This is a genomic window from Cetobacterium somerae (genome assembly GCF_022430525.1).
In the GTDB taxonomy this organism is placed as follows: Bacteria; Fusobacteriota; Fusobacteriia; order Fusobacteriales; family Fusobacteriaceae; genus Cetobacterium_A.
Genome location: NZ_CP092519.1, coordinates 361608 through 376698 on the forward strand (window position 1 = coordinate 361608; position 15091 = coordinate 376698).

The 15091-nt window shown below is 31.9% G+C and carries 6 protein-coding genes; 2 read left to right on the plus strand and 4 right to left on the minus strand.

The genetic code is table 11. From position 1 onward, the window contains the following. The first annotated feature begins 5 nt into the window (after positions 1 to 5). Positions 6 to 11933 carry a DUF11 domain-containing protein gene (locus MKD34_RS01545; protein ID WP_240219429.1) on the plus strand — a complete coding sequence of 3976 codons (11928 nt, stop codon included), beginning with the start codon at positions 6 to 8 and terminating at the stop codon, positions 11931 to 11933. A 171-nt stretch (positions 11934 to 12104) separates the two neighbouring features. Here the strand turns inward: MKD34_RS01545 and MKD34_RS01550 are convergent, their stop codons facing one another. The 4 genes from MKD34_RS01550 to MKD34_RS01565 form a co-directional block, all read right to left on the minus strand. Further along, entirely contained in the window at positions 12105 to 12509 is a 405-nt protein-coding gene (locus MKD34_RS01550) for a hypothetical protein (protein ID WP_240219430.1), read from the minus strand. 9 nt (positions 12510 to 12518) lie between these two features. Next, the gene (locus MKD34_RS01555; protein WP_240219431.1) at positions 12519 to 12818 is read right to left on the minus strand and encodes a hypothetical protein; all 300 of its coding nucleotides are present in this window, start codon (positions 12816 to 12818) and stop codon (positions 12519 to 12521) included. A 172-nt stretch (positions 12819 to 12990) separates the two neighbouring features. Continuing rightward, on the minus strand, positions 12991 to 13551 hold the full coding sequence (locus tag MKD34_RS01560) for a HutD family protein (protein WP_240219432.1): 561 nt from the start codon (positions 13549 to 13551) through the stop codon (positions 12991 to 12993). 119 nt (positions 13552 to 13670) lie between these two features. After that, the gene (locus tag MKD34_RS01565) at positions 13671 to 13820 is read right to left on the minus strand and encodes a hypothetical protein (protein WP_240219433.1); all 150 of its coding nucleotides are present in this window, start codon (positions 13818 to 13820) and stop codon (positions 13671 to 13673) included. Between the two features lie 145 nt (positions 13821 to 13965). Here MKD34_RS01565 and MKD34_RS01570 point away from each other — a divergent pair, with 145 nt between their 5' ends. After that, complete coding sequence (locus MKD34_RS01570; RefSeq protein ID WP_240219434.1) at positions 13966 to 15090, plus strand: YibE/F family protein; 1125 nt, start codon at positions 13966 to 13968, stop codon at positions 15088 to 15090. Position 15091: the final 1 nt, after the last annotated feature.

Sequence of the window (15091 nt, forward strand, 5' to 3'; positions counted from 1 at the left end):
TTATTATGAAGTTAAAATATAAAAATTGTATAAAAAGCTTCATATTGTTTACTATATTTAATATATTATCGTTATTTACCTTTGCAATACCTGAAGGAATGAAGCCAAATGGCTCTGAAGAACCAATTCCACCTGTAATGAAAAAAACTAGAGCTATAACAAGTAGTTTTGATGTTAATGAAGGAGATGGATTTATAATTCAGGATATAGGATCAGGAAATATAATAGTAAACAAAAAGAACTTAGTAAACGGTAATAATAGTATAACACCAAAGACTTTAAATGTTGGTGGAAATACAAATAATGCATTTGGTTACAATTCTAAAGATAATTATATATATGGAATTCAAATGGTAACAAATTCAGGACACAACTTAATAAAAATAGGTAAAGATAGTGGAACAGTAGGATTTTCTTTAGGGAAAATAACTGGAATATCATTAAATGAATCTATATTTATAGGAGATTTTGATAAAGATGGAAATATGTATGTAGCTGGAAATAATAATGTTTATAAGATAACAATAGCATCAAATGGAACAGCAAATGCGGCGAATATAGGGAGTAGAGAAAGTAGTACTTTTGCAGATTGGGGTTATACTGAAATCAATGGAAAAGAAAGGTTTTATTATATTTTAAATAATGGTACTTTAAAATATTATGAAAAAAGTGGAGGAGGATTGACAGGACCTACTCAAGTAACAACAGGATTAAGTACAGATAGAGGAACAGTAGTTGCAGTATTTATGGCAGGAACAAATATGTTTTATAATCCATCAGGAACAAATACTATTTATAAAGTGGATTTAACAGCGATTACACCAACTTCTTTATCATTTACATCTTTGGAAAATACAACAACTAGTGGAGATGGAGCTAGAAATTATTCTAAATTAATTCCAAACTTGGCAGTAGGTAAAGAAATTACAAATGGAGTGATAGACACAAATGGAGATAAAATTTTTTCTCAAGGTGATGAGATTAAATATAAATTAGTTATAAAAAACTCAGGAAATTATCCTTTAGGTGCAGATGATATATCTAAATATATTATTTCAGACAAAGTAGATTTAAATAAGGTAGAATCAGTGGCAACAAATGTTGTAGCGAAAAAATTTCCTACATTAATTGGAGGTATAGGAACAGTAGTTAATGTAGTACCAACAACATTGACATATGATTCTACAGGAAAATTTGAATTAGCTTCAGAATTAGGTAAACTTCCAAGATTAGAAATAGGTGAGAGATTAGAAATAGAATATACTTTAAAAATAAAAATATATGACTTTAGTGGAGATACAGATAGGATAAATAATACTGTTACGGGAGCAATTCCAAATAAACAAGTAACAAGTGATAGTCAAGCAAGTGTAGTAATATTAAAACCATTAGTAATAGCAACAAAGATATCAGATAAAACAGGTCAAGTGGTTCAACCTGGAGATGAGATAGAATATACATTAACATTGACAAATACAGGAAAAGTACCATCGAATAATTATCCTGTAAAAGATAGTTTATTAACTAATGAGGGATTATCAAAACCAACATTAACAATAACGGGAGGAACCTTAACAGGGGATATATTCGAAAATAGTGGAGGAACAATAACAGTACCTGCGCAAGTAGGAACATCGCCAGGTGTAGTAACTATAACATACAAAGTAATAGTTCCTACAGATTATGCAAAACCAACAATAGTTAACTCATTAAATAGTGGTCAAGAGATAGTAATCAATGTTGAAAAACCAGTAGTTTTATCAACAAAGACATCAGATAAAACAGGTCAAGTAGTTCAAGCAGGAGAAGTAATAGGTTATACATTAAAACTAACAAATACAACGAAAGTAGATGCAAAGAACTATGTAGTAAAAGATACGCTGTTAAGTAATCCATTGTTAACAAAACCAACAGATGTATTAGTAGAAGGAGGAACGTTAACAGGAGATATATTTGATGGTGCAGGAGGAAGTGTAACAGTACCAGCAGGAAAAACAGTGACGATAACATACACAGTAACAGTACCAAGCGCGTATCCAAATGAGACAATAGTAAACTCAGTAAATAATGGAGAAGAAGTAGTAATAGAGTATGATGATCCAAATGTATCAGTAGTGAAGACATCAGATAAAACAGGTCAAGTAGTTCAAGCAGGAGAAGTAATAGGTTATACATTAAAACTAACAAATACAACGAAAGTAGATGCAAAGAACTATGTAGTAAAAGATACGCTGTTAAGTAATCCATTGTTAACAAAACCAACAGATGTATTAGTAGAAGGAGGAACGTTAACAGGAGATATATTTGATGGTGCAGGAGGAAGTGTAACAGTACCAGCAGGAAAAACAGTGACGATAACATACACAGTAACAGTACCAAGCGCGTATCCAAATGAGACAATAGTAAACTCAGTAAATAATGGAGAAGAAGTAGTGATAGAGTATGATGATCCAAATGTATCAGTAGTGAAGACATCAGATAAAACAGGTCAAGTAGTTCAAGCAGGAGAAGTAATAGGTTATACATTAAAACTAACAAATACAACGAAAGTAGATGCAAAGAACTATGTAGTAAAAGATACGCTGTTAAGTAATCCATTGTTAACAAAACCAACAGATGTATTAGTAGAAGGAGGAACGTTAACAGGAGATATATTTGATGGTGCAGGAGGAAGTGTAACAGTACCAGCAGGAAAAACAGTGACGATAACATACACAGTAACAGTACCAAGCGCGTATCCAAATGAGACAATAGTAAACTCAGTAAATAATGGAGAAGAAGTAGTAATAGAGTATGATGATCCAAATGTATCAGTAGTGAAGACATCAGACAAAACAGGTCAAGTAGTTCAAGCAGGAGAAGTAATAGGTTATACATTAAAACTAACAAATACAACGAAAGTAGATGCAAAGAACTATGTAGTAAAAGATACGCTGTTAAGTAATCCATTGTTAACAAAACCAACAGATGTATTAGTAGAAGGAGGAACGTTAACAGGAGATATATTTGATGGTGCAGGAGGAAGTGTAACAGTACCAGCAGGAAAAACAGTGACGATAACATACACAGTAACAGTACCAAGCGCGTATCCAAATGAGACAATAGTAAACTCAGTAAATAATGGAGAAGAAGTAGTAATAGAGTATGATGATCCAAATGTATCAGTAGTGAAGACATCAGACAAAACAGGTCAAGTAGTTCAAGCAGGAGAAGTAATAGGTTATACATTAAAACTAACAAATACAACGAAAGTAGATGCAAAGAACTATGTAGTAAAAGATACGCTGTTAAGTAATCCATTGTTAACAAAACCAACAGATGTATTAGTAGAAGGAGGAACGTTAACAGGAGATATATTTGATGGTGCAGGAGGAAGTGTAACAGTACCAGCAGGAAAAACAGTGACGATAACATACACAGTAACAGTACCAAGCGCGTATCCAAATGAGACAATAGTAAACTCAGTAAATAATGGAGAAGAAGTAGTGATAGAGTATGATGATCCAAATGTATCAGTAGTGAAGACATCAGACAAAACAGGTCAAGTAGTTCAAGCAGGAGAAGTAATAGGTTATACATTAAAACTAACAAATACAACGAAAGTAGATGCAAAGAACTATGTAGTAAAAGATACGCTGTTAAGTAATCCATTGTTAACAAAACCAACAGATGTATTAGTAGAAGGAGGAACGTTAACAGGAGATATATTTGATGGTGCAGGAGGAAGTGTAACAGTACCAGCAGGAAAAACAGTGACGATAACATACACAGTAACAGTACCAAGCGCGTATCCAAATGAGACAATAGTAAACTCAGTAAATAATGGAGAAGAAGTAGTAATAGAGTATGATGATCCAAATGTATCAGTAGTGAAGACATCAGATAAAACAGGTCAAGTAGTTCAAGCAGGAGAAGTAATAGGTTATACATTAAAACTAACAAATACAACGAAAGTAGATGCAAAGAACTATGTAGTAAAAGATACGCTGTTAAGTAATCCATTGTTAACAAAACCAACAGATGTATTAGTAGAAGGAGGAACGTTAACAGGAGATATATTTGATGGTGCAGGAGGAAGTGTAACAGTACCAGCAGGAAAAACAGTGACGATAACATACACAGTAACAGTACCAAGCGCGTATCCAAATGAGACAATAGTAAACTCAGTAAATAATGGAGAAGAAGTAGTAATAGAGTATGATGATCCAAATGTATCAGTAGTGAAGACATCAGATAAAACAGGTCAAGTAGTTCAAGCAGGAGAAGTAATAGGTTATACATTAAAACTAACAAATACAACGAAAGTAGATGCAAAGAACTATGTAGTAAAAGATACGCTGTTAAGTAATCCATTGTTAACAAAACCAACAGATGTATTAGTAGAAGGAGGAACGTTAACAGGAGATATATTTGATGGTGCAGGAGGAAGTGTAACAGTACCAGCAGGAAAAACAGTGACGATAACATACACAGTAACAGTACCAAGCGCGTATCCAAATGAGACAATAGTAAACTCAGTAAATAATGGAGAAGAAGTAGTGATAGAGTATGATGATCCAAATGTATCAGTAGTGAAGACATCAGACAAAACAGGTCAAGTAGTTCAAGCAGGAGAAGTAATAGGTTATACATTAAAACTAACAAATACAACGAAAGTAGATGCAAAGAACTATGTAGTAAAAGATACGCTGTTAAGTAATCCATTGTTAACAAAACCAACAGATGTATTAGTAGAAGGAGGAACGTTAACAGGAGATATATTTGATGGTGCAGGAGGAAGTGTAACAGTACCAGCAGGAAAAACAGTGACGATAACATACACAGTAACAGTACCAAGCGCGTATCCAAATGAGACAATAGTAAACTCAGTAAATAATGGAGAAGAAGTAGTGATAGAGTATGATGATCCAAATGTATCAGTAGTGAAGACATCAGACAAAACAGGTCAAGTAGTTCAAGCAGGAGAAGTAATAGGTTATACATTAAAACTAACAAATACAACGAAAGTAGATGCAAAGAACTATGTAGTAAAAGATACGCTGTTAAGTAATCCATTGTTAACAAAACCAACAGATGTATTAGTAGAAGGAGGAACGTTAACAGGAGATATATTTGATGGTGCAGGAGGAAGTGTAACAGTACCAGCAGGAAAAACAGTGACGATAACATACACAGTAACAGTACCAAGCGCGTATCCAAATGAGACAATAGTAAACTCAGTAAATAATGGAGAAGAAGTAGTAATAGAGTATGATGATCCAAATGTATCAGTAGTGAAGACATCAGATAAAACAGGTCAAGTAGTTCAAGCAGGAGAAGTAATAGGTTATACATTAAAACTAACAAATACAACGAAAGTAGATGCAAAGAACTATGTAGTAAAAGATACGCTGTTAAGTAATCCATTGTTAACAAAACCAACAGATGTATTAGTAGAAGGAGGAACGTTAACAGGAGATATATTTGATGGTGCAGGAGGAAGTGTAACAGTACCAGCAGGAAAAACAGTGACGATAACATACACAGTAACAGTACCAAGCGCGTATCCAAATGAGACAATAGTAAACTCAGTAAATAATGGAGAAGAAGTAGTAATAGAGTATGATGATCCAAATGTATCAGTAGTGAAGACATCAGACAAAACAGGTCAAGTAGTTCAAGCAGGAGAAGTAATAGGTTATACATTAAAACTAACAAATACAACGAAAGTAGATGCAAAGAACTATGTAGTAAAAGATACGCTGTTAAGTAATCCATTGTTAACAAAACCAACAGATGTATTAGTAGAAGGAGGAACGTTAACAGGAGATATATTTGATGGTGCAGGAGGAAGTGTAACAGTACCAGCAGGAAAAACAGTGACGATAACATACACAGTAACAGTACCAAGCGCGTATCCAAATGAGACAATAGTAAACTCAGTAAATAATGGAGAAGAAGTAGTAATAGAGTATGATGATCCAAATGTATCAGTAGTGAAGACATCAGATAAAACAGGTCAAGTAGTTCAAGCAGGAGAAGTAATAGGTTATACATTAAAACTAACAAATACAACGAAAGTAGATGCAAAGAACTATGTAGTAAAAGATACGCTGTTAAGTAATCCATTGTTAACAAAACCAACAGATGTATTAGTAGAAGGAGGAACGTTAACAGGAGATATATTTGATGGTGCAGGAGGAAGTGTAACAGTACCAGCAGGAAAAACAGTGACGATAACATACACAGTAACAGTACCAAGCGCGTATCCAAATGAGACAATAGTAAACTCAGTAAATAATGGAGAAGAAGTAGTAATAGAGTATGATGATCCAAATGTATCAGTAGTGAAGACATCAGATAAAACAGGTCAAGTAGTTCAAGCAGGAGAAGTAATAGGTTATACATTAAAACTAACAAATACAACGAAAGTAGATGCAAAGAACTATGTAGTAAAAGATACGCTGTTAAGTAATCCATTGTTAACAAAACCAACAGATGTATTAGTAGAAGGAGGAACGTTAACAGGAGATATATTTGATGGTGCAGGAGGAAGTGTAACAGTACCAGCAGGAAAAACAGTGACGATAACATACACAGTAACAGTACCAAGCGCGTATCCAAATGAGACAATAGTAAACTCAGTAAATAATGGAGAAGAAGTAGTAATAGAGTATGATGATCCAAATGTATCAGTAGTGAAGACATCAGATAAAACAGGTCAAGTAGTTCAAGCAGGAGAAGTAATAGGTTATACATTAAAACTAACAAATACAACGAAAGTAGATGCAAAGAACTATGTAGTAAAAGATACGCTGTTAAGTAATCCATTGTTAACAAAACCAACAGATGTATTAGTAGAAGGAGGAACGTTAACAGGAGATATATTTGATGGTGCAGGAGGAAGTGTAACAGTACCAGCAGGAAAAACAGTGACGATAACATACACAGTAACAGTACCAAGCGCGTATCCAAATGAGACAATAGTAAACTCAGTAAATAATGGAGAAGAAGTAGTAATAGAGTATGATGATCCAAATGTATCAGTAGTGAAGACATCAGACAAAACAGGTCAAGTAGTTCAAGCAGGAGAAGTAATAGGTTATACATTAAAACTAACAAATACAACGAAAGTAGATGCAAAGAACTATGTAGTAAAAGATACGCTGTTAAGTAATCCATTGTTAACAAAACCAACAGATGTATTAGTAGAAGGAGGAACGTTAACAGGAGATATATTTGATGGTGCAGGAGGAAGTGTAACAGTACCAGCAGGAAAAACAGTGACGATAACATACACAGTAACAGTACCAAGCGCGTATCCAAATGAGACAATAGTAAACTCAGTAAATAATGGAGAAGAAGTAGTAATAGAGTATGATGATCCAAATGTATCAGTAGTGAAGACATCAGATAAAACAGGTCAAGTAGTTCAAGCAGGAGAAGTAATAGGTTATACATTAAAACTAACAAATACAACGAAAGTAGATGCAAAGAACTATGTAGTAAAAGATACGCTGTTAAGTAATCCATTGTTAACAAAACCAACAGATGTATTAGTAGAAGGAGGAACGTTAACAGGAGATATATTTGATGGTGCAGGAGGAAGTGTAACAGTACCAGCAGGAAAAACAGTGACGATAACATACACAGTAACAGTACCAAGCGCGTATCCAAATGAGACAATAGTAAACTCAGTAAATAATGGAGAAGAAGTAGTAATAGAGTATGATGATCCAAATGTATCAGTAGTGAAGACATCAGATAAAACAGGTCAAGTAGTTCAAGCAGGAGAAGTAATAGGTTATACATTAAAACTAACAAATACAACGAAAGTAGATGCAAAGAACTATGTAGTAAAAGATACGCTGTTAAGTAATCCATTGTTAACAAAACCAACAGATGTATTAGTAGAAGGAGGAACGTTAACAGGAGATATATTTGATGGTACAGGAGGAAGTGTAACAGTACCAGCAGGAAAAACAGTGACGATAACATACACAGTAACAGTACCAAGCGCGTATCCAAATGAGACAATAGTAAACTCAGTAAATAATGGAGAAGAAGTAGTAATAGAGTATGATGATCCAAATGTATCAGTAGTGAAGACATCAGACAAAACAGGTCAAGTAGTTCAAGCAGGAGAAGTAATAGGTTATACATTAAAACTAACAAATACAACGAAAGTAGATGCAAAGAACTATGTAGTAAAAGATACGCTGTTAAGTAATCCATTGTTAACAAAACCAACAGATGTATTAGTAGAAGGAGGAACGTTAACAGGAGATATATTTGATGGTGCAGGAGGAAGTGTAACAGTACCAGCAGGAAAAACAGTGACGATAACATACACAGTAACAGTACCAAGCGCGTATCCAAATGAGACAATAGTAAACTCAGTAAATAATGGAGAAGAAGTAGTAATAGAGTATGATGATCCAAATGTATCAGTAGTGAAGACATCAGATAAAACAGGTCAAGTAGTTCAAGCAGGAGAAGTAATAGGTTATACATTAAAACTAACAAATACAACGAAAGTAGATGCAAAGAACTATGTAGTAAAAGATACGCTGTTAAGTAATCCATTGTTAACAAAACCAACAGATGTATTAGTAGAAGGAGGAACGTTAACAGGAGATATATTTGATGGTGCAGGAGGAAGTGTAACAGTACCAGCAGGAAAAACAGTGACGATAACATACACAGTAACAGTACCAAGCGCGTATCCAAATGAGACAATAGTAAACTCAGTAAATAATGGAGAAGAAGTAGTAATAGAGTATGATGATCCAAATGTATCAGTAGTGAAGACATCAGATAAAACAGGTCAAGTAGTTCAAGCAGGAGAAGTAATAGGTTATACATTAAAACTAACAAATACAACGAAAGTAGATGCAAAGAACTATGTAGTAAAAGATACGCTGTTAAGTAATCCATTGTTAACAAAACCAACAGATGTATTAGTAGAAGGAGGAACGTTAACAGGAGATATATTTGATGGTGCAGGAGGAAGTGTAACAGTACCAGCAGGAAAAACAGTGACGATAACATACACAGTAACAGTACCAAGCGCGTATCCAAATGAGACAATAGTAAACTCAGTAAATAATGGAGAAGAAGTAGTGATAGAGTATGATGATCCAAATGTATCAGTAGTGAAGACATCAGATAAAACAGGTCAAGTAGTTCAAGCAGGAGAAGTAATAGGTTATACATTAAAACTAACAAATACAACGAAAGTAGATGCAAAGAACTATGTAGTAAAAGATACGCTGTTAAGTAATCCATTGTTAACAAAACCAACAGATGTATTAGTAGAAGGAGGAACGTTAACAGGAGATATATTTGATGGTGCAGGAGGAAGTGTAACAGTACCAGCAGGAAAAACAGTGACGATAACATACACAGTAACAGTACCAAGCGCGTATCCAAATGAGACAATAGTAAACTCAGTAAATAATGGAGAAGAAGTAGTGATAGAGTATGATGATCCAAATGTATCAGTAGTGAAGACATCAGATAAAACAGGTCAAGTAGTTCAAGCAGGAGAAGTAATAGGTTATACATTAAAACTAACAAATACAACGAAAGTAGATGCAAAGAACTATGTAGTAAAAGATACGCTGTTAAGTAATCCATTGTTAACAAAACCAACAGATGTATTAGTAGAAGGAGGAACGTTAACAGGAGATATATTTGATGGTACAGGAGGAAGTGTAACAGTACCAGCAGGAAAAACAGTGACGATAACATACACAGTAACAGTACCAAGTGCGTATCCAAATGAGACAATAGTAAACTCAGTAAATAATGGAGAAGAAGTAGTAATAGAGTATGATGATCCAAGTGTATCAGTAGTGAAGACATCAGATAAAACAGGTCAAGTAGTTCAAGCAGGAGAAGTAATAGGTTATACATTAAAACTAACAAATGCAACGAAAGTAGATGCAACGAACTATGTAGTAAAAGATACGCTGTTAAGTAATCCGTTGTTAACAAAACCAACAGATGTATTAGTAGAAGGAGGAACGTTAACAGGAGATATATTTGATGGTACAGGAGGAAGTGTAACAGTACCAGCAGAAAAAACAGTGACGATAACATACACAGTAACAGTACCAAGCGCGTATCCAAATGAGACAATAGTAAACTCAGCAAACGAGGGAGAGAATATAATAATAGAAGTAGATAAACCAAATGTTAGATTAAGACATGATGTATTTGCATATGAGGAGAAATTTGATGATTCAGACGAACTTATAAATCAAGACGAAGGGATAGTGACAGATTTTGAAAATATCGAAAATAAGAATAGCAACCCACCAGTTATACTTCCAGGTAATAAAGCAATCCATTTTATTAGTTTAATTAATCCTTCTAAGGTAGATTTGAAAGGTAAGTCAGATATAAATCATCAATTAGATGGAAAACAATTAAAAGATGATGAAGGAAATCCCATTTTTAATGAACACAAGTTCCAAGGAATTGTATTGACAAATCTAGATACAAATGAAAAGATTTTTTACAGTGAAAAAGAATTAAGTGGAGGACAGACAAAAGCTAAGAATGCAAGAATGTTACCAGAAGCTAATGAACTAAAAATAACACCAAAAACTAGTAGTTTTACATTTGAAGAAAAAATTCCTTTGAGAACAGCAATTTCTTTTGTGTTCTCTTCAACTGTTAATCCAGAAGGAACATTCAATAAAAATACGAGAATAAGTTCATATGCATTTTTACCATTTGATTCAGAACAAAATACTAGTGAGGGAGAACTAAGAAAAGCTGTAATTGTAATAGGTCGAAGAGAAGCTGATTTAGTATTAAGTAAAAGTGTAGAAATAGAAGAAGCTTCAATAGGTAAATTTGTTCCCTATACAATAGAAATCAAAAATATGGGTAAAGATTCTGTAGATAATATTATTATATCAGATAAACTTCCACCAGGATTTACATATGTAGAAGGTTCTGCTGTACAAGAACTAAAAGATGGATACGCACAGAAAAAACTTCAAGTAATAGGAACAAAAGAGATAGAGATTGGACCTATTTCTCAGATAAAATCTGGAGAAACGATAGTAATAAAATATTTACTAAAGGTTGGAGTTGGTGTAAAACCAGGAACATATAAAAATATAGCTGTTGTAAAAAATGAAAACAAAGAAAATATTTCGAATACAGATTCTGTTGATATTGATATAGTAGCAGATCCAATATTTGAGCATACAACAGTTATAGGAAAAGTTTTCCATGACAGAGACGAAGATGGAATTCAAGATTATGCTAATGCAAGAAAAGCTCATATAACAGTTAATATTCCAAAAGAGTATTATGTAAAAAATACAACAACAGTTTCTAAAGAGGGAAAAATATACTCTTTTGCTGATAATTATGAAACAATAATAATAAGAAATATTAAGGGAAGAGTGTCGGAATTAGAACCAGCAACAAATAATATGGTTGTTATAAGAAAAGAGTTAATAAAACCTGTAATGGCAAATGTGAGAGTTCAAACATTTGGAGGAACTGATATAACTCAACAAGGAAATGGTGAAGTTATAACAAATCATACTGGAGATAAAATAAAAGGAATGACCAATCAAGATATAGTAATAACTCAAAGAGTAATAAAGAATAAAGATAATAAAATAATACTTGAAGTCTTTGTATTAAATAACGGAATACAAGAGGAGGGATTACCAGGAGTAAGATTAGCAACTCCAGAAGGAATAGTTGTAGAAACAGATAGATTTGGTAGATATCATGTTCCTCCTGTACCAGAGACTTTAGGAAAGAACTATATCATAAAGGTAGATCCAACTACTTTACCAAAAGGAGCGGAATTTACAACTGAAAACCCAAGAGTTCGTCATTTAGGAAAAGTTATGATGAAGTTTAACTTTGGAGTGAAGTTACCATCTTTAAAAAATCCAGAGAAAAAGGATAAAAAATAGAAAGTATTATATTTATACAAACACATTGAAAAAGTAAGAGATCAATGATAGAATGTAGTGATTAGTAAAAATAGGAGGAGTTTTAAATTGGAAGAAAAAATCACAATTACTATGCTAATTTTACTTACAATGATGTTTATGAGAAATGTAATTTAAAATAAAAAGCCCCTTTTAAATAAGGGGCTTTTTATTTACATAAGCCAAAATATCCATATGAATATTAAATTTTAAATTATTGTATTTAGTAAGATTGATAGGAAGTGTTTCAATAGAAAGGACTCCACTATAAATATTTTTAATCTCTGTATTAGAAGAGGGTTTTAGAAAAATTTTAACCTCTTTTTTTTCATCAGGATTTAATATAAAAACTTTTGGAAAAATTTTATAATTAATTTTTTCTTCATCTATATTAATAGAAACTTTGTATAATTTTTTTTCATTAGAATCATTAATTATTAAAAAAGTTTCTGAAGAGCCTTTGGTAATATCTTTTTTGAATTCTTTTGGATAAACAGCTATACTTAAAGCAGAGTTAAAAATAGCTAAAAAAAATAAAATAAAATAAACTTTTTTCAAAAAATCCTCCTATAACTTAATATCAATTTCAATAAATTTTCTTTTATCTCCATCTAAGTTATAAGAAAAGCTATTATTTTTTTTATAAATATTTTTCTTATTAATGAAAACCTCTTTAATATCCTTATCTTTTATAGATATAATATTTTCATTAGTTTTAATATTTTCAGAAACTTTAGTTGCTTTTACAATTTCAGCTTTTACAACAACGGGAATAGAAACACTTTCACTTTTTTTTAAGTCTTTTCCAAAACAATTAAAAGTAAAGAACAAACCAAAAATAAACATAAATAAATTAAATTTTTTCAATTATAAACTCCTTTAAATAAAATATATTAAAAATAGAGTATAAAAACTAGTAAATATATAAAAAATACCAAAAAAGTATACCATAATTGATGGAATCTGTCAATTTGTATTTTTGTACCTTGAACTAAAAAATAAAAAACTGCTTAATTAAAGCAGCTTCTTAATAGAAATTTTATTTGATGTTTAAAGAAAGTAGTATGCCAGTTCCATTACCTTCTATATTAAAATTATTTCCACAAGTAATAAGAGTATCTTCTTTTCCTAAAGTATACTCGTTATTATTTACACGGATATGCCGATTTTCTTCTAAATTATAAAAAATATTAATTGCTTTAGAGGATAAGTTGTTTCCAGAAAATTCAGTTTCAAGAACCTTAAAATCTAAAAGATTAATATTCTCTTTGAAAATAAGATTAAAGTCGATACTTTTTTCTTCTGCCAAACTACTTGTATGACTATCTCCAGAAAAAAATATATGAGATAGAGGTTTTAAATAGTAATCTTTTCCATCTACATCTAATTTAACATTTCCTGATAAAAGAATAAGAAGTCGTTTATAACCTTTGAAAGATGTAAAATTATATTCTCCAGGATTTATACTTGCTGTTGATACTCTAAAATTAAAAGGACTGTTAATAGTTGAACCATCGGGATAAATATATAATTCTTTAGAAACTCCACCTGTCCAAAGGCGTTCTTTTTGATTTTCTTTCCTAACAATTTTATAATCCATAGTACCCTCCATATATTGAAGTTAATCTCAATACTTATATAGCTCATAAATTTCAAATAATCAAGGTTAAATTTTACAAAAAATAAAAAAAACTCCTTGAAAAAGTATCAAGAGAGTTATTAAGCAATCTCCATAAGAGGTTTATCTTCATTAAAAGTGTTGATAAAAGATTCTTTTTCATCAGTAGCTTCTAATCCTAAAATTATTAAATCTAGTAATTCATCCATAGTTTTACCTTTTAGTAGTTCTTTTATGTTAGCTTCAAGCATTTTTCCACCTCACCCCAAAAGTTATAATATTACACATATAATAATACAAAAATTTTACGAAATAGTCAAACAAAAAAGAGATTTTTTTCAAAAAAAATGTTATAATTTTTAGTGAAAGTGATTTTTAATAGAACAAGAGGTCGAAATGAAGAAGACAATATTACCAATACTAGTAGTTATATCTATTTTTATAATGGCAATTTACTCACCTAAATTAAGTGTGGATTTAAAAGGAAAAACAAAATTTCCACAAGAATTTGTTCAAGGTGAAGTAACTAAAGTTATAGACGAAGAGTTAATGAAAGACCCTGTTATAAAGGGAAAATTTAGAGGTGGACAAAATTTAGAAGTAAAGATTTTAGAGGGAAAACATAAGGGAGAAGTTTTTAAGGTTTATAATTCCTTAAGTGCTCTTCACAATGTGTACGCAGATGTAGGATTGAAAGCTATATTTACAGTGAGAGAAGAAAAAGAAAAAACTACAGTTTGGCTATACAATCTAAAAAGAGATCGTGCTATATATCTTTTAGGTGCAATATTTATAGGGGCTGTTTTGATTTTAGGTAAAATGAAGGGAGTCAAATCTCTTTTGGCTTTAGTTTTTACAGGATCGATGATAATCTATGTCTTATTACCATTATTATTTAAGGGTGTAGATCCAGTATCAACTTCAATATTTCTATCTTCTATAATAATAGTAGTTAGCTTCTTATTGATAGGTGGATATGATAGAAAAACATATTCAGCAATAATAGGAACTATAAGTGGAATAACTATTGCAGGATTAATTTCTTATGGATTTGGAAAAATAATGAATTTAAGTGGATTAAATTTATCAGAAGGGCAACAGTTATTATATATAACAAGAGATTTTAAGCTTCAAATAGAAGGGTTATTGTTTGTATCAATATTAATAGCTTCTTTAGGAGCTGTTATGGATGTGGCTATGTCAATATCGTCATCTGTTAATGAAATACACCAACATAAAAAAGATCTAACTTCAAAAGAATTATTCCAGTCAGCGATGGTAATAGGAAAAGATATTGTGGGAACAATGATAAATACATTGATACTCGCTTTTGCAGGAGGATCATTACCTTTGATGATGATGATATGGGGTTATGGAATGGTTTATCAGCAGTTTATAAATATACCAGCTATAGCAATAGAAATTGTGAATGCTTTAGCAGGAAGCATAGGTATAATAGCAACTGTACCAATAACAGCAGTTGTTTCAATATTATTAATAAAAAGAAAAGGGGAGGAATAAA

Coding starts and splice junctions, on each gene's coding strand:
- MKD34_RS01545 (WP_240219429.1), top strand. CDS start 6: ATGAAGTTAAAATATAAAAATTGTATAAAAAGCTTCATATTGTTTACT.
- MKD34_RS01560 (WP_240219432.1), bottom strand. CDS start 13,551: ATGGATTATAAAATTGTTAGGAAAGAAAATCAAAAAGAACGCCTTTGG.
- MKD34_RS01570 (WP_240219434.1), top strand. CDS start 13,966: ATGAAGAAGACAATATTACCAATACTAGTAGTTATATCTATTTTTATA.
- MKD34_RS01565 (WP_240219433.1), bottom strand. CDS start 13,820: ATGCTTGAAGCTAACATAAAAGAACTACTAAAAGGTAAAACTATGGAT.